Here is a 23,271-nt window from a genome sequence, read left to right on the forward strand (position 1 = left end):
CACACATGAGAAAAAAAATTAACATGTATGCAAGTGCTATTCTTTTTGTACTTGTAAGTATCACAAGTTGTGATAAGGATGAAGAAATTATTCCAGCAGAGTTTTCTATTACTGATATAGAAAAGGATTTTGGAGCAGTAGAAGTAGAACAAACTATTAACTATTCGTTTAAAGTAACAAATGAGGGAGGTTCAGATTTAGAAATAGATGAATTTGTATTAAAAGGAACAAATGCTGCTGATTTTTCAACTAGTGCAGTACCAAAAGTAATTAAAAAGGAAGAATCGTATACTTTTGAAATTACCTTTGCTCCTTTAACAGAAGGAGAAAAAAAGGCTATCTTAGAAATTACGACTAATATTGGGAAAAAAGAAGTAAAAGTAACAGGAATTGCAAAACCAAAACCATTACCAGGTGTTGATTTAAGTGAAACGGCTTTGGTTTTTGGAAACGTAGAGATTAATCAAACAAAAGACGCTACGTTTACTATAACTAATAGTGGAGATGCAGACTTAGAAATTACAGGCTTTGAAATAAAAGGGACCAATGCTGCTAACTTTTCAACTTCAGCAACAACAGAAACTTTAGCTGCAGGAGAAACTAAAACCATTACGGTAGTATTTGAGCCAACCAATGTAGGAGAAAAAACAGCAAGTTTAGAGGTGACAACTAATGCAGGTGTTAAAGCCATTGCCTTAAGCGGTAAAGCTACAGCAACACCTATGTCAGTTATAGAGTTTAGTGAATCACCTATAAGTTTTGGGAATGTTGAAGTAGGTGAAGACTTATCTAAAAATATTACAGTTTCTAATACAGGAAATACAGATTTAGAGATTACTAATGTGAATATTATAGGAGGTAGTTCATCATCATCTTTTACAGTAATAGGAGGAACAAGTTCATTAATAAGAACTATTGCTCCAGGTGATACATATACTTTTGAAGTTAAGTTCACGCCAAGTTCACAAGGATTTGCTTCAGCATCTATTAGATTTTTTAATAACTCTAGTGAAAATGAAGTGTTTTTACCAATGAATGGAACAGGAACAGCGCCAGCACAACCTGCAATTGCTTTTAGTGAAACAGGATTGAACTTTGGTGATGTTACTGTAGGGAACTCTGGAAATGATTTAACTTTTGCTATTCAGAATAATGGTCAAGGAAATTTAGAGGTAAGTAATATTAGAATGAGCGGAGCCAATGCTAATAACTTTACTTTGGTAAATGTATCTGCACCACAAACAATTGCTCCTAATAGCTTTTATGAGGTAACAGCACGTTTTACACCACAATCTGAAGGACAAAAGCAGGCAATGATAGTTGTAGAAAGTAATGATCCTACAAAACCGAGTTATGCTATTATTATTAATGGGAAGGGGTTGCAAGCCGCAACAGGTACTATTGTAAATATACCAGATGCTAATTTTAAAACGGCTTTAGTTGCTAATAACGCTATTAATACTAATGGAGATAGTGAAATTCAAGTGTCAGAAGCTCAGACATACTCAGGTTTAATTCGTGTTGATGGGTTAAGTATTTCAGATGTTACAGGTGTAGAGGCTTTTGTGAATATTACAGAGTTTCATGCTATGAATAATTCGTTAACAAGTATAGATTTAAGTCAGAATACAGCAATAACAAGATTAACCTTGAGAGGAAATAGTTTAACAGCTTTAGATCTTTCAGCTAATACAGCTTTACAAACTGTATTAATTCAGCAGAACAATATAAGTTCAATCGATTTAACAAACCACTCAAGTTTAGGGAACTTTCAGTGTGGAGATAATAATATCTCAACACTAGTATTACCAACAACTGCAAATAGTTTAAAAACTTTATACTTAGAGCATAATCAAATTAGTTCGTTAGATGTATCTATGTATCCAGATTTAAGAACTTTGGTTGTTTACAACAACAATTTAACAAGTATAGATATTTCTAGCAATCCAAAAGTTAATAGTTTACATGCTAGATATAACAACTTATCAAGCTTAAATGTTGCAAATGGTAATAATGTAAATTTTCTTTACATGGTTGCAGATTGGAACTCTAACTTAACTTGTATTCAACATGATGCTGGGTTTGACCCTTTAAATCCACCGAATACCACAGCAAATCAATGGGCTAAGCCATCTGGAGCTTCTTGGAGTACAGTTGCATGTCAATAAAAAACATTTTCTTTTAAATAGTAATTCAAGAAAGTTACCTGTGTAAAAAGCAGGTAGCTTCTAGCAGTATAAAAACAATAATAGAAATGAAAAAATATACAATATTAGTTTGTTTATTCTTCGCTAGTTTTTTGTTTCATCAAACAGCTAATGCTCAGTTTGGTAACATGTTAAAAAAAGCTAAGCAAAAAGTAACAAAAAAAATAGAAGAGAAAGCTTCTTCATCAATAGAAAAATCAACTACAAGTTCAGATACTAATTCAACATCTAATACAAATGAGTATTCAGACGAAGAGTTTAAAAAAGAACTAGCTAAAAAATATCCTAACGATAAACAAAAGCAAGATTTTTATTTTAAAAAGTATAAAGAATATCAACAAAAACAAGCAGCGGAAAAAAAAGCTTTGTTAGCTAAAGAAAATAGTAAAGGAACGGTTGTGAGTGAAATTCCTTCACCTATAGAAAGTAGTGAAAATGATAAATTTAAAGACAATCAAATTTATGTATTAAACAGAACAAAGTTTAAAAAGTTACCTGCTTATGATGGTGGTTTTTCTGATAAGATGGAACTGTCTGGTTACTACCATTTATCACAATACTTTGTTAGAAATCCATCAAGTCATTTTGATAGTAACCCAGGAGATATTTATGAAGGTTTTTCTATAGAATATGATCCAACAACATATCAGTTAAGCGCGTTTTTTACTCCAGATCAAAAAAGATACGGAGTAGTACCAGAAAATTATAGAAAATCTGCCGATAAAGGAAATATTCAGTTTCAATTTGGAATGGGAGGCGGACCTGAATGGACCAATGCAAATGTACTTTTATTAGAGCGAGGTGTATTGTTAATTGGAGCTGAAGTATATCACAAAAACGACAATGAAGGTCACAAGTGGATGAATAATGCACAACCAAAACAGTTTGTGATTGCTGCTAAAGACCCAGAAAAAATTAAGAAATATTATAAAAATGTTGAGTTAACTGAAAAAACAACCTTTGGTCTTTTTGAAGAATTACGTAAAGATTCGGAAAGAGATGCATTAACTAAAGTAAAAATGCCAACTAAAGGTAACTTAAACAGTAGCTTGATAGGAGTTGCTACCAAAGGTTTAAATGCTTATTACAGCAAAACAAGTATGAAGAACTTAAGACAATATGTTACTTCGAATAGATGGTCAACAGTAAAGCATAAAGTAACAGGAGTTCCTTTGTACCAATGGGTAGTAGGTGTTGTAGTTCAGGAAAATTCTGATGGAAAGTGTATGTTACAACAGTTTATTTTACGAAGAGATTATACAGGAGGCGGAAAATACGGAGAAGTTTATTTTAATGGAATTAGCCGAACTGGAGGAGCACCTTATGGAGGTTATTGTAAATGTGATATAAAATAAAATTAACAACTTACTTGTGTCATAAAACTCACACCAATTGACAGAGTTTTCTCAAAAAATACAACAAGTTTAACTAAATAAACAAAATGAAAAAAATAAACAAATTATTAATGGTAGTATTCTTATTTCTAATAGGATTAACCTCTTGTTCTGAAGAAGAACAAGCCCAAGTACAAGAAATTTATAATAATACTATGAGTTTTGGGCAGGATGAATATGGAATTCAACTAGTAAATGTAAGCTATGATTTTCAGGGAGATATTGCATTACTATTACATTCATTAACAAAAAATCAATTAACCCAACTACCATTAGGTTCTGGTGCCAAAATGGAGTTTGAAGGAATTAAACAAACTGATATTTCAATGGATGTAGACTACTTTGTAGAAATACCTGAGTCTCATTATTATTTAGGAGTAGTAAATAGTTCTCAACTCTTAAGGTCAAATAATGTTGACAGTAAAAAAGCTACAGAAGGATATGTTAAAGTTGTTGAACTAACTGAGGACAATATCAAATTAAGATATTTATATAAAAGACTTGATGGTGTTGTATTTAAAGGAGAATATAGTGGGGCATACACAGAAGATTAAAGAAATAATAATTACTATGAGAATTTAAAAGTATAATAAATATAGTTCTATTATTAATTTTATTACTGAAGTCGACTGTAAACTCAGCTAAAAAAAGGAAATTAAAAATAAATGAATTTACTGAATCAACAATTGATTTATTTTCAGATATATAATCAGGTGATGATGAAGTTGTAGAAGGAAGTTATTCTAGAGTTTCTTATACTTAATTATGTTGTTTAGAACAATGAAACTTTATTTTAAAAAAAGGATAATAAAAAAAAGACACACTCATACGGTTCATAAATTTCTATTTATACCATTAATTTTTAGAGGTAAATTTTATTGGTTAAAAAAAGTTAGTATTGAAAAGTCATTCAATGGTTATAAATTGATTATAATAGGAGTTAATTAATGAATTTTAAACTAAGAACAGTTGTCAATAAAGGTGGCGTTTTGCGTATTATTGCATAGCCGCCTTTTTAAAGTAATATTAAACTTGTGAAAAAAACTTTTTGCATATTTGTTTTCGTATTTCTTTTCTTTGAAAATGTTTTTTCACAAGAGCCTTTTTATACGCAATTTACTTCGGATGATGGTCTAGCTTCTCTGGCTAATTTTAATATTATTCAAGATAAAGATAACCTTGTTTGGGTTGGTGCAGAACAAGGCTTGTTTTACTATAGCGGTAAAAGGTTTATTAAGGTAAAAAATCCGATAGCAACTACTAAAAGTATATTCAATTTACAAATTGATGAAGAGGGACAAGTATGGTGTTCTACAATTTCAGGACATATTTATAAAGTTGTAAATAAAGAGTTACAGCTTTTTAAAGACTTTTCTGATGAGTTAAAAGGAACTTTTGCTCATTTAATGGTTTTGAATAACGATATCTTTTTTATATCTCAGAGGAAGAGTTTTCAGATAGACAAAAAAACAGGGGCGGTAAAAAAAGATTTAAATGCTGAAGTTTCTAAAATAGCAAAATCTGAAAACGGTTTTTTTTACTATAACTTAAAAGAAACAAATACCATTACTCATGTTTATGAAGAAGATGGGGGATCAGTTTTTAAAAAAGTAAAATTTAATAAAAAAAAGTTTTCTTTAAATAAAGGAAATTTTCAGATGTTTCAGTGGTTTGATGAGATTGTTGTTAAATTAGAAAGTAATGTCTCAAAAGCATTTTCAATCAATATTCATACGAGAGAAATTAGTTCTATAAAACTTCCAAATAGTTTTCAGAAAACTCAGGTATACAATACAAAGAAATTTCAAGAAAACTGGTTGTTAACATCAAATGGAATTTATAGAACTTCTGAAAAAACAAAAGTTAATAATACTGAACAGATTTTTGAAGATTATCATATAACCGATGTTTTACAAGACAATGAAAATAATTATTGGTTAACAACACTTCAGAATGGTGTTTTTGTAGTGCCAAGTTTAGGGATAACAAAAAAGAGTTTTTTAGAAGTAAAAGAAGACATTATCTCAATAGAAGCTGTAGCAAAAAAACGTTTGTTGTTAGGAACACAAAATGGTAATTTGATTGATTATAATACACAAAATAACGATTATACAATTACGAATTTATCGAATCAACGACCGGTAAATAGAATAAAATACGATGAAATACTCAATAGAGCTTATGTAAGTACCAACGGTACGAGTAGTTATATTTATGACCTAAAGAGTAAAGGAGTAACGAATGTAGGAAGTCAGTTTACTACTGCTAAAGGTTTTGCTCAAATCAGCAAAGATTCGTTGGTGTGCTTATCGTATCGACATGCTATTATTTATACGCATCTGTCAAAAAATAAAGAACACATAGTTTTAGAGAGTAAAAGACCTATTAGCACTCATTACGATTCTAAAAACAAACTTATTTATCTAACTTATATTGACGGAACGGTAGTTTATAATAAGAAACTACAAACTATTCCTATAGGTTACCAAGGCAAACCTATTATTTTTTCTGAATACACTCAAACTAGTAATAGTAAAATATGGGCAACTACAAGAGATAAAATCTTAGGGTTAGAAGCAGGAAAAGTAACCGACAGTATTACGTATTCAACAGGATTGTTGCAATCTCAAATAAAAGGAATTTTAGGAAAGGATAATTTCCTATGGATTGTTACTGAAAAAGGGGTACAGCGATATGATACAGATAAAAAATTGATAAAAACAATCAATTTAACTGATAAAAGTGCTATTAAGTTTAAACATCCAGTTGTTCAAAATAATCATTTATGGATACCTGGAAACAATTTTTTATGTAGAATAGATGTATCTATTCCAGATTTAATGGACGACTCTAAAACGGTTCCATTGGCTTATATAAGTAATGTTAAAATTGGAGGTAACGAACAAGAAATAAAAACAAAGTATGAACTACCTTATAAAACCAATGATATAACATTTAATTTTAATGCAAACGGATTTAAAGCTAGTAGCAAAAATGTTTTTCAATATAAGCTTTTAGGCTTCAACACCGAATGGCAAACATCTGAATTGAATGATGATGTTGTTAGGTATATTGGAATTCCATCTGGAAAATATGAGTTTTTACTTAGAACCAAAAGTTTAGATGGAAGTATAGGGAAAGAAAGTGAAGGTGTCAAAATTATTGTTCAAAAGCCTTTTTGGGAGAATTGGTGGTTCATTGCAGCTGTGTTTTTCGTATCAGTTTTAGCGGTAGTAATATATTACCGAATTAAATTGCAATGGAAAGAAAAAGAAGGAGAGCGAGAATTAGAAAAAGTGATCTTAGATAGTAGAATAAGTAAGTTACGATTAGAGAACTTACGCTCACAAATGAATCCTCATTTCATATTTAATTCTTTAGGAGCAATTCAAGACTATGTAATGAAGAACGAGAAATATTTAGCAAGCGATTACTTGGTTAAATTTTCTCGCTTGATTAGAATGTATTTAAATCATAGTAGGGTTAATGTAATATCGCTTAAAGAAGAACTCAATTCACTTGAAATTTATATAGCGTTAGAGCAATTACGATTTGAGAATAAATTTAAAGTTCATTTCTTCGTAGATAAGAACATCAATAAAGATCAATTTGAAGTACCACCGTTATTTTTACAACCGTTTGTAGAAAATGCCATAAAACACGGACTTGTTCATAAAAAAGAACAAGGAAATTTATGGATAACAGTTAAAAAAAATAGAAGTAATGTGTTAATTGTAACTATAGAAGATGACGGTATAGGAAGAGAAAAATCATCTGAAATCAATAAGAAAAGACAAGGACATAAATCTTTTGCAGTGAACGCCACTCATGAGAGAGTTTCATTATACAAGAAAGAAAAGTTGTTTGATATTTCAGTTGAGTTTACTGATAAAGTTGAAGAAAATAATAAGGCTATAGGAACGGTAGTAACACTAAAAATTAAAAGAATTTAAAATGAAAGCGTTAATAATTGATGACGAAGCAAAAGCACGTAGTGTGATGGAAATGATGCTTATAGAGTTTTTTCCTGAAATAAAAAGTGTTATTACAGCTGATAATCTATTAAATGGAGTAAAAGAAATAAATCAGCATACTCCTGATATTGTTTTTCTAGATATTGAAATGCCTGAATACTCTGGATTGGAGATATTAGACTTTATTTCTGAACCTATTGAGTTTCAATTAATTTTTACAACAGCATATCAACAATATGCGTTAGATGCGTTAAAGTTATCGGCAATAGATTATTTGGTGAAACCTATTGATAGAGAAGAGTTAAGAGTAGCTATGAATAAAGCAAAGGTTAATATCAATCAAAAAAAGGTAACAATACAATTTTCAGAGTTAAAAAATGCCATTCAATCGTTATCATCACATAAAATAGCTTTAGAAGTACCAGGAGAAATTATTTTTGTGTCTCATGAAGATATTTTATATTTAGAAGCAGACGGAATGTATACAAAAGTACATTTAGCAAATAGAGAAAGAGAATTAATTTGTAAACCACTAGCGTACTTTGAAAATCAACTTCAGGGAAATAATTTATTTTTTAGATGTCATAGATCTTACCTAATAAACCTTCATTATTTAGAAAAATTTGTAAAAAAAGACGGAGATTTTTTACTAATGCAAAACCAAACAACAATTCCTATTTCTAAAACAAAAAAGCAAGAATTCTTAAAAATTATAAAAGAAGTGTTTTAGATTTGCGGTATGCAATTTTACCAAAAAGAAATTCAATTACCAGTGTTTGATAGAGGTTATCACTTGATTACAGATATTCTATTAGAAGCACTTCCAGAACTTAATAAAATTAAAATAGGACAGTTTCAGGCATTTATTAAACACACATCGGCAAGTTTAACCATTAATGAAAATGCTGATCCAACTGTACGAATGGATTTTGAGTCGCATATCAATAAGATGATTCCTGAAAATATGCCGTACTATAAACATGACTATGAAGGAGCGGATGATATGCCTGCGCACATTAAAAGTTCTATGTTAGGATGTCAGGTACAAATTCCAATAACCAATGGCAAGCTCAATTTAGGAACTTGGCAAGGAGTGTATTTAGGAGAGCACAGAAATTATGGAGGAAGAAGAAAAATAGTATTAACGGCTTTTGGAAATTAAATGAAGTACCATAAATTCAATTTTTATAGAACTACTTATTGTGAGTTTGAAATGCAAAGCATCAATTTTTTTGATGATATGAAAGCGCACTTTCAAAGCAAATCAGGGAGTTATTACTATTATACAGAAGATGGAGTTTTTCGTTATTCAAACCATTGGGGTAGAGTTGCCAATTGCCGATGGAAAATTCAAGGAATAGATAATTATAAAAATCAGCAATATTATGTTGGGTATGCAAATTGGTCAAGCTTTTACCCATTAAACAGTATCGATAAAGTATTCTATTTAGAGGTAGACTATACAAAAGCAAAAGCAAGTATAAAAAGAGTTCAAGAAGGTTTGGAAAACAACCACTTTTTAATGAATTCAGAATTAGTACATCAACGTCTAAAGCAAGTTCAAACCTTATTTAAAGAGTACAAATGGGCACGTTATTATGAAGAGGATATTGATATTTTGAGGAAAAAAATAATCAATAAACTGGTAACAACAAACAAAACTCTACAGCAAATAAAGTTAGAATTATAAGTCTTTATAATCTCTATTAACGCCAAGACTAAATCCAAAACGAGTGTCGCTTTCCCTGCCTAGTCTGTGAATTGCAACTTTTCCTAATGGAATTTTACCAAACTCATTATTAGTAATTTCTTCATTATTTAAAAAAAGCCTTCCTTTAAACTGTTTTTTGGTGTTGTACTCACTTCTATCTTCTTTATTCTGATAAATATTTATAGATAAAATATTATCTTTTTCAGTATAACCACAAAAAATACCATGTGTATCCCAAATAATATAATCATTACTTTTCTTTAATTCTCTACTTGGTTTGCCTAAAACTTCAATTAAAGCATCATAATTAGTGGGGAATGTAAGAGGTTTACTATTAATGTGTATAACGTCTGTATCGCACACTATAGTTAAGTTTTTTACTTTTTTTTTCTTAAAAAAATTAAACATGACAGTTCTTGATTTGATTAACGGGGGTTGAACGTAAAACTAAAAAATAAATTTTAACTAACTCCTTTCTCTTTTAGTTAAATTTGCTTTTTAGATATAAAACCCTAATAAATAATGAACATACCTCAAACGAGTTTTCCTCGAATAATAATTATAGGAGGAGGGTTTGCAGGATTGGCAGCCGCAAGAGCTTTAGAAAACCAAGAATTACAGGTAGTTTTAATAGATAAACATAATTACCATACTTTTCAGCCTTTATTATATCAAGTAGCAACAGGTGGGTTAGAACCTGATAGTATAGCATTTCCTTTAAGAAAAAGATTTAACGATGTAGAAAATTTTTTCTTCAGGTTAGCAAAAGTTACTCAAATAAATGCAGAGAAAAACTATATAGAAACTACAATAGGAGATTTAGAGTATGATGAGTTGATTATAGCTACAGGATCAACAACTAATTTCTTTGGTAATACTAACATTCAACGGTATGCAATGGAAATGAAATCGGTTCCACAAGCATTAAATATTCGTAGTTTGGTGTTAGAAAACTTTGAAGAAGCACTATTAGTTACCGATTTAGAGAAACGAAGAGCGTTAATGAATTTTGTTATCGTTGGAGGTGGACCAACAGGAGTAGAGTTAGCTGGAGCTTTAGCTGAAATGAAAAAGGGTATTTTACCTAAAGATTATCCTGATTTGGATATCCGACAAATGAAAATTAACCTTATTCAAAGTTCAGGAGAGTTATTAAAAGGAATGAGTAATAAAGCTTCAGAAAAAGCAGAAGATTTTTTAATAAAACTTGGGGTAGATGTATGGAAAGGTCTTCGAGTATTGGATTACGATGGAGAGACTGTAACTACTAATGGTGACGATCATTTTAAAGCACAAACAGTTATTTGGGCTGCGGGAGTAAAAGGAGTTGCTGTAAATGGTTTAGATAAAGAGTGTATAGTTGAAAGAGCCAATCGATTTAAGGTAGATGAATATAATAAAGTAATTGGATATGATAATATACATGCTATTGGAGATGTAGCATGTATGAAAACTAAGGATTATGAAAAAGGGCATCCAATGATGGCACAACCAGCTATTCAACAAGGTAGGTTGCTAGGAAAAAATATTTTAACAAAACTAAAAAGTAAAAAGCAAAAACCATTTGTGTACAATAATAAGGGATCAATGGCAACTATTGGAAGAAATAAAGCAGTAGTAGATTTATCTAGTTGGAAATTTCAAGGAGTTTTTGCTTGGTTTATTTGGATGTTTGTGCATTTGTTTTCACTTATCGGATTTAGAAATAAAGCAGTAGTATTTATGAATTGGGTATACAACTATGTACGTTTTGATAGAGAAACAAGGCTTATCATCCGTCCCTACAAAAAGAAAAACAAGTATAGTTTTAAAGAGCAAGAAAATGGCAATCACTAGAAATGTTAAGTGTTTAAACTGTGGAGTTTTTAATAAGAATAGGGATTACTGTAAAAACTGTAACACATTAATTTCTTTTGAAAAAAAACAAGAACAAAAAGTTACAGCATATAAAGAAGAAGAGCTTAAGAAGGTAAAACATGAAATAGAAAACCCCAATTTAGCAGAACGGTTAAAGAAGAATCCATTCTGGTTGTATCGAGTTGCTGGGTGGATTTTGTATTCAGCATATTTATTAGTAAGTGCTATTGGCGCTTTAATAGCATGGTTTGTAGCTATGGTAGCAGCAGGGTAGGTAACGTGCAAAAAAAAATACTTACATATTACTTTATAGTTTCAATAGTTATAGGAAGCATTATCTATGTTGCGCAAAAGTTAAGCGTAAAACTTCCCTCTACCATTAATAATTATGTAAACGACTTTTTAATAATACCTATTGTATTAACAGTATGTCTCTTTATTTTGCAATGGAGTAGAAATGATAAGTGCTTTCAAGTTTCTTTAGGAGTAGTATTTTATATATGTGTAATGTATTCAGTGCTATTTGAGTTTGTTTTACCTAAATATTATACAAGGTATACAGCCGATGTATTAGATGTTGTTTTATATTTTGCTGGAGGCTTTGTATTTTTCGTTTTGCAAAAAATGGATAGTAGTAGCACATGAAACATCGATTAATAATTTTATCAGACCTTTGGGGAGTTACAAATGCTAGTTGGGTTGCTATGTATGTGGATAAATTGTCAGAAGACTTTCAAGTTACCTTTTATAGTAGTTGTGAACTAGCAGAGATACCTGAGAAAAGCTTATCAGAAAAAGAAAGACATAATTTTTTTGTAAATGGAGGACTTGAGAGAGCAGTTAAAAACTTAGTAGAGTTAGAAAAAGATAGACTTACTGTACTCGCTTTCAGTATAGGGGGAGCTATAGCTTGGAAAGCCTGTTCAAAAGGTTTAGATGTTAAAAAACTTTATGCTATTTCATCCACAAGATTACGTTATGAAACAGAAAAACCGAAAGCCGAAGCAATACTTTATTTTGGAGAAGAAGATAACTACAAGCCAAATAATAATTGGTTTGAAAAGATGAAGGTAGATTGTAGTATAATTCCGGAGAAAGTACATGAAATGTATAAGGAAGAAGAGTTTGCTAAAAGGTTATGTTTACTAATAAAAAGTAGTTATGAACCCAGATCAAAAAATACCCAATAAAACAGCTGTACGCATAAGTAATGCTATTGATTTTATTGAAGAAAATTTAGAAAAAAAACTTATTCTAGAAGAAATAGCAGAAAAAGCATATTTCTCTCCATATCATTTTCATAGACTTTTTAAAGCCGTAACCAAAGAAACGGTTAATGATTTTATTACTAGAAAGAGAGTAGAAAAGGCAGCTTCTTTTTTACTAAATAAAAAGAATAAAACGGTTACAGAAGTATCCGAAATAGTAGGTTTTGCAACTTTGTCATCATTTTCAAGGGCTTTTAAAAAGTTTTATGGAATAAGTCCTGCCGATTTTAAAAAAGAAAGTTCATTAAAATATAGCAAGATTTGTAAAACTGAAAGCAAGAATGGAAAAATAGAAACACAGTTTGAACAATACATTTGTAACATAGATAAAAACTTAACATGGATGCAAATGAAAGCTAAAACCGAAGTAAAAAAAATGCCAACCTTAAAAGTTGCCTACTTAACACATCAAGGAAAAATGGAAGCGGTTGGTAATACCTACAATAAATTGATGCAATGGGCTTATCCTAAAGGGTTAATGCAGCAGGAAAATTTAAGAATGTTAACGGTATATCACGACAGTCCAAAAATTACTGATGAAGACAAAATAAGAATGAGTGTTTGTTTAACTTTAAATTCAGAGGTAAAAACTGAAGGAGAAGTGAGTGTAAAAAAAATCCCCGAAGCAAAATGTATAGTATCTCGTTTAGAAATTACTCCGTCAGAATTTCAACAAGCATGGGAAAGTAGTTTTGTGTGGATGAGTGAACATGGTTTCAAAAAAGCAGATCAAGATCCGTATGAGATTTTTTACAATAACCCTAATGAACATCCAGAAGGGAAATGTATTGTAGATTTCTGTATTCCTGTGGAGTAGAAAGTTATCGTAATACTATAGGTGTATATTACATAGAACCCCTTAGGATACTATGCAATATTTAAATTTTATAAGATAATACTATCTAGTGAGCTAACGATTAAGGTTATATGCAGAGTAAGTTATTACAGCTGTTCCTTATGATAATTCTTTTAGAGAAGTGTTTGGCTTTGAAGATAGCATGCTTCTAACAATAAAATAGCTAGCTAACCCACAAGCTAGACCTGTAATTGCAGCAGGAAAAATAGTGTCATCACTTATTCCTACTGTAGAGGCAAATATTACAATTCCCAAAATTTCTGCTCCAAACCAAGAGCCAATCATTATACCTCTCCACTTTTTAGGATTTTCTCCTTTTTCTTCTGCCAATTCAGCTATTTTTTTACCTAAAAAAACTATTGCTAATATTTCTAACATATTTTTGTATTGATTAAATTTTCTTTTCACTTTTAATCCTCAATGTATGCAACTAACATATGAGCATAATAAAAATTACTATTGTATTCTTCAATAATAAATAGGAAGGAATTTATAGCAACTTTTATAGCGTCAAATATAAAAAATAAACATAAAAGATATTTAATTATTATAGAGGTTATACCCCAAGGATAATGGAAATGATACACCAAGCCTAATTGGGGTGTCTTTTCCTGCATAAGGGGAGTGACACTTCCATAGTAAGGAGAGTAATATTCACTGCCTAATAGATGTGTTTTCAAACAAACTATTTGTTGTAGAAAAATGTTAGTTAATTAGTAAGATTGAAAAAGAAGACTGTAATTACCGATAGTTATATAAGACAAAAATCCCGAGTTAATTAACTCGGGATTTTTGTCTTATATTATTTTTTGATTAGTAATTTACGTAATCAACAATTTCTAGTCCGTAACCAATCATTCCCACACGTTTGGTTTGTTTAGTGTTAGAAACTAAACGTAGTTTGTGAATGTGTAAATCGTGCAAAATTTGTGCACCAATACCAAAATCTTTGTTGTCCATGACTACATTAGGAGCTTTCATTTCTCCTTTAGCTTGGTTTTCTTTTAAAATACGAAGTCTATTTAATAAGTTCAATGCTTGCATTTGTTGATTAATAAACAAAATAGCACCTCTACCTTCATCGTTAATAACCTTAAACATTTGGTCAAGCTTTTTATCAGCGTTGTTAGTTAAGGTTCCTAATATATCATTGTTTACCAAAGTAGAGTTTACACGAGTTAAAATAGGTTCGTTTTTACTCCATGTACCTTTAGTCAAAGCAATATGCACTTGGTTATTGGTAGTTTGTTGGTAAGCTCGTAAACGGAAATCACCAAAACGAGTTTGAATATTAAAGTCTTCTTTCTTTTCAATTAAAGAATCGTGTTCCATTCTATAAGCTACTAAATCTTCAATAGAAACAATTTTTAAGTCAAACTTTTTAGCAACTTTCATTAGTTGAGGTAAACGTGCCATAGTACCGTCTTCATTCATAATCTCAACGATAACGCCAGCAGGTTCTAAACCAGCTAGACGAGCAAAATCAATGGCAGCTTCAGTATGTCCAGTTCTACGTAATACACCTCCATTTTTAGCTTTTAGAGGGAAAATATGTCCTGGTCTAGCTAAATCAAAAGGTTTAGTGTCTGGGTTTATTAATGCTTGCACAGTTTTAGCTCTATCCGAAGCAGAAATACCAGTAGTAACACCATTTCCACGTAAGTCTACCGATACGGTAAAAGCAGTTTCCATTGGGTCGGTATTGTTGCTAACCATCATTCCTAGCTCTAATTCTTTACAGCGAGTTTCAGTAAGAGGGGTACAAATTAATCCACGACCATGTGTTGCCATAAAGTTGATCATTTCAGGAGTAATTTTTTCAGCAGCAGCTAAAAAATCACCTTCATTTTCACGATCTTCATCATCAACTACGATAATAACTTTACCGTTTTTAATGTCTTCTATAGCTTCTTCAATTGTATTTAATTGAATATTAGTTGGAGTTTGTGTTGTCATTATGTTGTGATTTTCCCTTTTTAGAGAATAAGTTTTTTACAGAGTTTCGTATTGGAGCAAAAAAACCATTAATGTCAAATAGTCCTTTGTCTTTAGTAGCTCTAACAGTTAAAGTTATAGCCAAAGGTAGCATTAAAAATACACTTAGCCAAGAGCCAGTAATGGCTGTAAGTGAACTTTCTTCTGCTAAGTTTCTTCCAAAAGTATTAGAGAAAAAGTACAAAACGTAAACTGCGATTGCTAAAATCATAGGTAATCCCATACCGCCTTTTCTAATAATAGAACCTAAAGGAGCACCAATAAAGAAGAGTAATAAGCAAGAAAGTGAAAAGGCTACACGATTGTAAAACTCAATATCATATAAGTTTAAATACTTACGTTTGTTTTTTAAAGTGTCTTTGTTAGATTTATTGTTGTTTATAGTACGCTCTAATTTAGAGGTAGCTGTAGATAGAATATTTTGTTTCGCTTTTAACTCAAAGTTTTCAAGAATATCTAATGAAAGGTCTTTGTTTATAAGTGAATCAGGATACTGATGTAAATCCTCCACATCAATACTCAAAAATAGATTTTTGGCTCTACTTTTAACAAAAGCATCGTAATTTTGTTTCAACGTTGGCAAAGTATCTTTTAGCTGAGCCAAACTTAACATGTTGTAGTTTGTTTTATATTTTTCTTCTTCTAAATCATCATTACTAAAAGAAGAAATATCAATATTAATGGTGTACTTTTCAAAATCGGCGTACGAAGCAGGCATTTTTTCTCGCTCCTTAAACGAAGCTCCATTTTTTAAGTGATGCTCAAAGTAATAACCGTCTTTCAAGACTAAAGTCATATAACGACTACCTTCTTCTGAAAGTATTTCACCACTTTTTGCAGTAATAATTTTGTTATTTCCTTTTTTAGAAGACAAATCATAAATCATTACCTCTTTTAAAAGATTGTCTTCTTCTCCGTATTTTTCTTTAAACTTTATTTGGAAATTAGGTAGCTCTGTATTAAAGCTTCCAGCAACTAAAGCAATGGCAGGTTGTTTTTTCTTAATGTTAACCTTCATGTTTAATTGCTTAAGCATTGCATACGGGTAAACATAATTTAGAAATAGAAAATTAATACCACTTAAAAATATAGCTAAGAAAACAATTGGGCGAACCATTCGTTGTAACGAAACTCCAGCAGATTTTGCTGCAGCGAACTCGTAATTTTCAGATAAACTACCAAGTGTCATAATAGAAGACAGTAAGACACCAATAGGTAAGGCTTGAGGAGCTACAAGAAGTGTTGTATACCACAAGAATTTTAAAATAATACCAATACCAATACCTTTACCAGCAAAATTATCAAAAGCCAACCATAACGCTTGCATTACCAGCACAAATAGAATGATAAAGAAGGTTGCTAAAAAGGGAACTATAAAGCTTTTTAATATATATCTGTCTAATGTTTTCACAGATGCAAAGGTAGTAGGTTAGTGGAATATAAACACAAAAGTTTTGTTAATGATTTTTAAAGTAAATCAGTAACAAAACTTTTATATAATTTTTTAGTCAATATAGTATCCTTGCTTAGCGTATTTATTTCTGTCGAAAGAAAAAAGTTGAGCAGATATAGGCTGGTTACTTTTAAACTTAGTAATAGTAAAGGTAGTTTCAGCACCGTTAGATCCTATTTGTGTTAATTTGTAAATGTGTTTTGTTTTAGCATCAATACCTAATTGAACTTTAACAATATCAGAGTTACTGTCAATAGGAGTAAGGTCTATATACTGAACTTTACGTCCATTACTGTTTTTTAAAGTTCCCATTTGATAATTATACCCCTCTTTATAAAAAGTTAGTAATTTAGAAGGATAAATAAAACCATCTTCTTCATCTAAGTTACCGTTATTAATGCTAACTTCTTTTTCGTCTTGGTTGATAACAACTAATTTTTTTCCATCAAAAATAAAGGTATTTCCAAGATAGTCTAAGTTATATTTTTCACCAGATAAAGTAATTTCTCCTCTAATAGGTGGGTCATTGGTAATACCAGCTTCTTTATTTATTAAGGAAGAGTTAAAACCGATAACCATATTTCTGTAGGTACCCATTTTATTTGAAACCTCGTCTAGCAATTTTTTTGCTTCAGAAGAATTTGTTTGTCCCATAGCACTAATGCTAATACATAATCCAATAAATAATAATCCTATTTTTTTCATCGTCTTTCTTATTTCCACTTTCGGAATAGTTTATAATTATTAATTCTTTTCACTCTCTAATAATTGCTCTAAGGCAATTAAATCAGGTACAAGTACTTGTCGTGCTTTACTACCTTCAAAAGGACCTACAATACCTGCGGCTTCTAATTGATCTATCAATCTACCAGCACGGTTGTAGCCTAACTTTAATTTACGTTGCAATAACGATGCCGAACCTTGTTGTGCAGTAACAATAACTTCAGCTGCTTCTTTAAACAGTTTATCTCTGTCTGCGATATCAACATCAAGATTTGTGCCACCTTCTTCTCCAACATACTCTGGAAGTAAATAAGCCTCAGGGTATGCACGTTGAGAGCCAATAAAATCAGTAATTTTTTCTACTTCAGGTGTGTCTACAAAAGCACACTGAATTCTGGTAATATCATTTCCTCCAGAGTATAATAAATCACCTCGACCAATTAACTGGTCTGCTCCAGGAGCATCTAAAATAGTTCTAGAGTCAATTTTTGAAGTTACTCTAAAAGCAATTCTAGAAGGGAAGTTTGCTTTAATAATACCAGTAATTACATTTACAGATGGACGCTGCGTTGCTACAATTAAATGAATACCAATAGCACGAGCTAATTGTGCTAAACGTGCAATAGGAGTTTCTACTTCTTTACCAGCAGTCATAATTAAATCAGCAAACTCATCAATTACTAAAACAATGTAGGGTAAAAAGCGGTGTCCGTTTTCAGGGTTTAGTTTACGAGCTTTAAACTTGGCGTTATACTCTTTAATGTTACGAACCATAGCATTTTTAAGTAAGTCGTAACGGTTGTCCATTTCAATACATAAAGAGTTTAATGTATTAACTACTTTAGTGGTATCAGTGATAATGGCATCAGAATCATCTGGTAATTTTGCTAAGTAATGACGTTCTATTTTGTTGAATAGTGTTAATTCTACTTTCTTAGGATCAACTAATACAAACTTTACTTCAGCAGGGTGTTTTTTGTATAGAAGTGATGTTAAAATAGCATTCAATCCTACAGATTTACCTTGTCCAGTAGCACCAGCCATTAATAAGTGAGGCATTTTGGCTAAATCGATAACAAAGGTTTCATTTGAAATAGTTTTACCTAAAGCAATAGGAAGTTGCATTGGTGATTCTTGGAATTTCTTTGAAGAAATTACCGAATGCATAGATACGATAGTTGCTTTTTTATTAGGTACTTCAATACCAATGGTTCCTTTTCCAGGAATAGGAGCGATAATACGGATTCCTAAAGCTGATAGCGATAGAGCAATATCGTCTTCTAAGTTTTTAATTTTAGAAATACGTACTCCTGCTTCAGGAACAATTTCATATAAGGTAATGGTTGGTCCTACAGTAGCTTTTATTTGGGCAATACCAATTTTGTAGTTTTTTAAAGTTTCTACAATTTGGTTTTTCTTAGCTTCAAGCTCAGTAGGGTCAACAGAAATACTTTCGTTGTATTCTTTTAGTAAGTTAAAAGAAGGAAACTTAAAGTTACCTAGTTCTAAGGTAGGATCAAATTCACCAAAGTCTTTAAGTAATTGATCAGATAAGTTTTCGGTAACACTTTTTTCTTCTGCAATTTTTTCAATAGCAACCTCTACTTCTTTTTTACTGTCCTCTGATATATTTGTTGTAGGGTCATTATTTTGGGTGATGTCTAAAGAAATCTCTTTATTTTTTTCATTATCAGTAGTTTCTTCAACACCAGAATAGTTAGAAATAGTTGGTTGTAAATTTTCTAGAGATAATTCAAAGTCTGATTTATCTTTTTTAGCTTCTTCAGAATTGGTATCATCAGTATCGTTTACAATAGTAGAATCGTCTCTGTTAACTTTTGGATTGTTTTTTACAGCATTAGCTTTTTTCTCTTTATTAACTTTTACTTTTTCGCTAATTGCTTCAGGAGTAATACTAAATCGGATGATTAAATAAGCAACTAAAAAGAAAATGAGTAAAATAGCCAGACCTGTTTTACCTAAGAAAGTTTGAAGATATTCATTTAATTCAAAACCAATTACTCCTGATAAAAGGGCATGCTTTTTTTCAACAAAACCAAGAGCTGTAGCAAGCCAAAGCATGATTAAAATAGCCCAATTCCATGAGGTGATAATTCTTTTTAAATTGGTTTGTAGTAAAATTCTAGCACCAGTTAAAAACAATGTTAAAGGGATAATAAAAGCTCCTAAACCAAAACCTTTGTATACAAGGAAATTACTTAGTTTAGCACCTATTTTTCCTAGTAAATTTTTAGTAGGGATAGTTTTATCTGCAAATTGACTTAGTGTGCTTTGGTCTTCTTGCCAAGAGAAGAAAAAAGAAATAAAAGCAACAGTTAAAAATATAGAAAACAATAACAGAAAAAAACCTAAAATAGTTTGGTTTTGTCTGTTTGAAAAAAAGGTCTTAATCTTTTTTATGATAGATGTTTTTGGCTGTTTTTTTTGAACAGTTGTCTTCTTTTTTGCCATGTATTTTTGTTAGAAATAAATTGAACGCTACAATATAGCTATTATTTTAGGAAGGTAAATTATCCCAGCAATAATTAGTGATATAAAGGCAGCAAATGCAGGAGCACCAGCAGCAATATCTTTAATAAAGCCTATTTTTTTATGATAATCAGGATGTATAAAATCAGCTACTTTTTCAATAGCTGTGTTTAAAGCTTCTGCTACTAAAACAATACCAATAGCCAAAGTTTGAATCATCCATTCTGTTGCAGATATATTAAAGTAAAATCCGAAGATAGTAGCAATTAAAGCAAATGTAAGTTGAGCTTTTATACTATCTTCTGTAGTTATTAATAACCACATTCCTTTTACTGCAAATTTAATACTACGTATGCGTCCTTTTAAAAAGCCGTCATTCGGGTTCTTCATATATTTTTAAAGAGCTTTTAATGCAGCTTCATAGTTAGGTTCATCTACAGTTTCATTTACTTGTTCTGTATAGGTTACATTACCATTTTCATCAATGATAACAATAGAACGAGAGTGTAAGCCAGCTAAAGGCCCTGTAACAATTTCTAATCCATAGTCTTTACCAAATCTACCAGCAGCAAAATCAGATAGCATTACTACATTTTCAATGCCTTCAGCACCACAAAAACGACCTTGAGCAAAAGGTAAGTCTCTAGAAATACATAAAACTTTAGTGTTTTCTAAGTTGGCGGCCTTTTTATTGAATTCTCTAACAGATGTAGCACAAGTACCTGTATCGACACTTGGAAAAATATTTAAAATTAATTTAGAACCACTAAAGTCACTTAAATTCTTGACAGATAAATCAGTAGCAACTAACGAAAAATCAATTGCTTTAGTTCCATTTTTAGGTAAGTTACCTATTGTTTCTATTGTGTTACCTTTTAGAGTTATTGAAGCCATTTTATATGTGTTTTAGGAAAATCAAAAATAAGAATTATTAAATAACTTATAAGAATATTCTAAGTTTTCCTGAGGAATTTAATTTTTTGCAAAACCAAGAGACAATCTTTTTCGTAGGTATGGTTAAATAGAAATATTAATTTAAAAATCATTATTTATGAAAACCTTAAACTTTTTAAAAGTAACCGTTTTAGCAGTCGCTTTATTTACCAGCTATAGTATTACGGCACAAGAAGACACAAAAATGGTTGGAGGTGCAGAAATGTATCCATCAAAAAACATTGTGCAAAATGCTGTAAATTCTAAAGATCATACAACATTAGTAGCTGCTGTAAAAGCAGCAGATTTGGTAGATGTTTTATCTAGTAAAGGTCCTTTTACAGTTTTTGCTCCTGTAAATAAGGCTTTTGATAAGCTTCCTGAAGGAGTAGTTGAATCGTTATTGAAACCAGAAAACAAAATGAAGTTACAGACCATTTTGAAGTATCATGTTGTTGCTGGTAAATGGAGTGCAAACGAACTAGTGAAGTTAATAAAAGATAAAGGAGGTAAGGCTTCTATAGAAACTGTTAGCGGAGGTAAAATCACAGCATGGATGAAAGGAAAAAATGTTTATATATCTGATGCAAGTGGAGGTAAGGCTAAGGTTACTATTGCAGATGTAAATCAATCTAATGGAGTAATTCATGTAATTAGTAGCGTTTTATTACCAAAATCATAAAAACTAGAGTAAATTGTAATTATTTGATGTTATAAAAACCGCTTTTTTAAGCGGTTTTTATTTTGTCATATCCCTGTATTATTTTAGATAACAGTTGTATTTTTGCAAGCTGAAAAGAGTACTAAATTGAACATTAAGCAATATACATCAGAATTTAAATACAATTTAAAACTTGCAGCTCCTGTAATGTTAGGTATGTTGGGGCATACTTTTGTGAGTTTTATAGATAATATAATGGTAGGACAATTGGGAACTGCAGAGTTAGCAGCGGTTTCATTGGGTAATAGCTTTATGTTTATAGCTATGTCGTTAGGTATTGGTTTTTCTACCGCAATAACTCCCTTAATTGCCGAAGCAGATTCTTCTAATAATTTTACACAAGCAAAATCAACTTTTAAGCACGGACTTTTCTTGTGTACTATGATGGGGATTATGCTATTTTTAGTAGTTTTCTTTTCTAAACCATTAATGTATTTAATGAAGCAACCTATAGAAGTGGTTGAGTTGGCGATTCCATACTTAGACTTGGTAGCTTTTTCATTAATTCCGATGATTATTTTTCAGGCATTTAAACAGTTTAGTGATGGAATGTCAATGACACGCTATCCTATGTATGCAACATTGATAGCTAATGTATTGAATGTATTACTGAATTACTTACTTATTTACGGTAAGTTTGGTTTTCCTCAATTAGGTATCGTGGGAGCTGCATACGGAACTTTACTGTCAAGGTTTGTAATGGTAGTATATTTATGGTGGTTGTTAAGTAAAAAGGAACGTTCAAGACGTTTGGTTACTAATATCAAGTTTTTTGTGCTAGATACTTTAATGATTAGAAAAATCATAAATTTAGGTACACCAAGTGCTATGCAAATGTTTTTTGAAGTAGCCATTTTTACGGCAGCAATTTGGTTAAGTGGATTGTTAGGGAAAAATCCGCAGGCAGCGAACCAAATAGCGTTGAATTTATCTTCTATGACATTTATGGTAGCAACAGGATTAAGTGTTGCCTCTATGATTAGGGTAGGAAACCAAAAAGGATTAAAAAATTATAAAGAATTACGAAGAATAGCATTTTCAATATTTTTCTTAGGAACTATACTGGCAGTTATATTTGCTACTTTTTTCTTTGTTTTTCACAAATCATTACCAAATTTATATGTTGATTTAAGCGATGCTGAAAATTATGCAGATAACATGGAGGTAATGGCTATAGCAGCAAATTTGTTAATTGCGGCTGCAATTTTTCAAATTAGTGATAGTATACAAGTTGTAATGTTAGGAGCTTTACGCGGTTTACAAGATGTAAAAGTACCTACATTAATTACTTTTATATCGTATTGGGTAGTAGGTTTTCCTATTAGTTTTTTCTTCGGTTCAGAAGAAATGTATGGAAGCTTTGGTATTTGGTTAGGTTTACTAGCAGGATTAACTACAGCATCAATTTTACTGTTTATACGATTTAACAAATTAACTATTGAACTTATTAAAACAAAACACCATGAACTTACCTAAATTTTTATTAGCAGATAATAGCGAACATCCAGAAGATATTTTTGTTTTACATACTGAGTACCCTCGTTTTTTAATTAATTTAAAAGATGATGAAATTGAGTGGTTTGAAGACTTGTCTAACGAAAACGAACAAGATTTAGCTAATGAGTTAGAAGGTTTAATTGAGGCTGCAGGGTTATTTTATGATGCTGAAATGGAAGGATTAGAATAAGA

22 protein-coding genes are annotated in these 23,271 nt (G+C 30.9%); 14 read left to right on the forward strand and 8 right to left on the reverse strand.

The window, feature by feature from the left end; translation table 11 throughout:
• The first annotated feature begins 5 nt into the window (after window positions 1-5).
• From VCM48_RS15495 to VCM48_RS15525, 7 genes are all read left to right on the forward strand, one after another.
• Complete coding sequence (locus VCM48_RS15495) at window positions 6-2,168, forward strand: choice-of-anchor D domain-containing protein (RefSeq protein ID WP_274640530.1); 2,163 nt, start codon at window positions 6-8, stop codon at window positions 2,166-2,168.
• An 86-nt stretch (window positions 2,169-2,254) separates the two neighbouring features.
• A complete protein-coding gene (locus VCM48_RS15500; protein ID WP_482271099.1) occupies window positions 2,255-3,562 on the forward strand; it encodes a hypothetical protein in 1,308 nt (435 codons plus the stop codon).
• A gap of 86 nt (window positions 3,563-3,648) precedes the next feature.
• The gene (locus VCM48_RS15505; RefSeq protein WP_482271100.1) at window positions 3,649-4,155 is read left to right on the forward strand and encodes a hypothetical protein; all 507 of its coding nucleotides are present in this window, start codon (window positions 3,649-3,651) and stop codon (window positions 4,153-4,155) included.
• A 480-nt stretch (window positions 4,156-4,635) separates the two neighbouring features.
• On the forward strand, window positions 4,636-7,554 hold the full coding sequence (locus VCM48_RS15510) for a sensor histidine kinase (RefSeq protein WP_482271101.1): 2,919 nt from the start codon (window positions 4,636-4,638) through the stop codon (window positions 7,552-7,554).
• Between the two features lies 1 nt (window position 7,555).
• Window positions 7,556-8,305, forward strand: a complete 750-nt coding sequence (locus VCM48_RS15515; RefSeq protein ID WP_482271102.1) for a LytR/AlgR family response regulator transcription factor — start codon at window positions 7,556-7,558, stop codon at window positions 8,303-8,305.
• A gap of 9 nt (window positions 8,306-8,314) precedes the next feature.
• On the forward strand, window positions 8,315-8,737 hold the full coding sequence (locus tag VCM48_RS15520) for a secondary thiamine-phosphate synthase enzyme YjbQ (protein ID WP_482271103.1): 423 nt from the start codon (window positions 8,315-8,317) through the stop codon (window positions 8,735-8,737).
• A complete protein-coding gene (locus tag VCM48_RS15525; protein WP_482271104.1) occupies window positions 8,738-9,265 on the forward strand; it encodes a hypothetical protein in 528 nt (175 codons plus the stop codon).
• Here VCM48_RS15525 and VCM48_RS15530 read toward each other — a convergent pair.
• Complete coding sequence (locus tag VCM48_RS15530; RefSeq protein WP_482271105.1) at window positions 9,260-9,694, reverse strand: DUF7738 domain-containing protein; 435 nt, start codon at window positions 9,692-9,694, stop codon at window positions 9,260-9,262. The two genes, VCM48_RS15525 and VCM48_RS15530, sit on opposite strands and share 6 nt — an antisense overlap.
• Window positions 9,695-9,808: 114 nt before the next feature.
• On the opposite strand from VCM48_RS15530, the gene VCM48_RS15535 reads away from it, so the two are divergent.
• From VCM48_RS15535 to VCM48_RS15550, 4 genes are all read left to right on the forward strand, one after another.
• A complete protein-coding gene (locus VCM48_RS15535) occupies window positions 9,809-11,122 on the forward strand; it encodes an NAD(P)/FAD-dependent oxidoreductase (RefSeq protein WP_482271106.1) in 1,314 nt (437 codons plus the stop codon).
• Window positions 11,109-11,417 carry a hypothetical protein gene (locus tag VCM48_RS15540; protein ID WP_482271107.1) on the forward strand — a complete coding sequence of 103 codons (309 nt, stop codon included), beginning with the start codon at window positions 11,109-11,111 and terminating at the stop codon, window positions 11,415-11,417. Before VCM48_RS15535 ends, VCM48_RS15540 begins: the two co-directional genes overlap by 14 nt.
• Before the next feature lie 367 nt (window positions 11,418-11,784).
• Complete coding sequence (locus VCM48_RS15545) at window positions 11,785-12,333, forward strand: alpha/beta hydrolase (protein ID WP_482271108.1); 549 nt, start codon at window positions 11,785-11,787, stop codon at window positions 12,331-12,333.
• Entirely contained in the window at window positions 12,305-13,228 is a 924-nt protein-coding gene (locus VCM48_RS15550) for an AraC family transcriptional regulator (protein ID WP_482271109.1), read from the forward strand. Before VCM48_RS15545 ends, VCM48_RS15550 begins: the two co-directional genes overlap by 29 nt.
• 138 nt (window positions 13,229-13,366) lie before the next feature.
• On the opposite strand, the gene VCM48_RS15555 is transcribed toward VCM48_RS15550, so the two are convergent.
• From VCM48_RS15555 to tpx, 7 genes are all read right to left on the reverse strand, one after another.
• Window positions 13,367-13,675 (reverse strand): hypothetical protein, encoded by a 309-nt coding sequence (locus VCM48_RS15555; protein ID WP_416223636.1) that lies wholly within the window; start codon window positions 13,673-13,675, stop codon window positions 13,367-13,369.
• Between the two features lie 405 nt (window positions 13,676-14,080).
• Window positions 14,081-15,223: a 3,4-dihydroxy-2-butanone-4-phosphate synthase gene (gene ribB, locus VCM48_RS15560; protein WP_274640517.1), complete on the reverse strand. Its 1,143-nt coding sequence runs from the start codon at window positions 15,221-15,223 to the stop codon at window positions 14,081-14,083.
• On the reverse strand, window positions 15,201-16,673 hold the full coding sequence (locus VCM48_RS15565; RefSeq protein ID WP_415269677.1) for an LptF/LptG family permease: 1,473 nt from the start codon (window positions 16,671-16,673) through the stop codon (window positions 15,201-15,203). Before VCM48_RS15565 ends, ribB begins: the two co-directional genes overlap by 23 nt.
• A 93-nt stretch (window positions 16,674-16,766) precedes the next feature.
• Window positions 16,767-17,420, reverse strand: a complete 654-nt coding sequence (lolA1, locus tag VCM48_RS15570) for an outer membrane lipoprotein periplasmic chaperone LolA1 (RefSeq protein WP_124590776.1) — start codon at window positions 17,418-17,420, stop codon at window positions 16,767-16,769.
• 39 nt (window positions 17,421-17,459) lie between these two features.
• Window positions 17,460-19,910: a DNA translocase FtsK gene (locus tag VCM48_RS15575; RefSeq protein ID WP_482271110.1), complete on the reverse strand. Its 2,451-nt coding sequence runs from the start codon at window positions 19,908-19,910 to the stop codon at window positions 17,460-17,462.
• Between the two features lie 27 nt (window positions 19,911-19,937).
• The gene (locus tag VCM48_RS15580; protein ID WP_124590778.1) at window positions 19,938-20,318 is read right to left on the reverse strand and encodes a diacylglycerol kinase family protein; all 381 of its coding nucleotides are present in this window, start codon (window positions 20,316-20,318) and stop codon (window positions 19,938-19,940) included.
• 6 nt (window positions 20,319-20,324) lie between these two features.
• Entirely contained in the window at window positions 20,325-20,822 is a 498-nt protein-coding gene (gene tpx, locus VCM48_RS15585; protein ID WP_274640514.1) for a thiol peroxidase, read from the reverse strand.
• A gap of 157 nt (window positions 20,823-20,979) precedes the next feature.
• Here tpx and VCM48_RS15590 point away from each other — a divergent pair, with 157 nt between their 5' ends.
• From VCM48_RS15590 to VCM48_RS15600, 3 genes are all read left to right on the forward strand, one after another.
• The gene (locus tag VCM48_RS15590; RefSeq protein ID WP_482271111.1) at window positions 20,980-21,543 is read left to right on the forward strand and encodes a fasciclin domain-containing protein; all 564 of its coding nucleotides are present in this window, start codon (window positions 20,980-20,982) and stop codon (window positions 21,541-21,543) included.
• Between the two features lie 126 nt (window positions 21,544-21,669).
• Window positions 21,670-23,058, forward strand: coding sequence for an MATE family efflux transporter (locus tag VCM48_RS15595; protein WP_482271112.1), 1,389 nt, complete (start codon window positions 21,670-21,672; stop codon window positions 23,056-23,058).
• Complete coding sequence (locus VCM48_RS15600; RefSeq protein ID WP_099216474.1) at window positions 23,045-23,269, forward strand: hypothetical protein; 225 nt, start codon at window positions 23,045-23,047, stop codon at window positions 23,267-23,269. The genes VCM48_RS15595 and VCM48_RS15600 overlap by 14 nt, the downstream gene beginning before the upstream one ends.
• Window positions 23,270-23,271 lie beyond the last annotated feature (2 nt).

The organism is Tenacibaculum sp. DPLXC6, assembly GCF_056815515.1.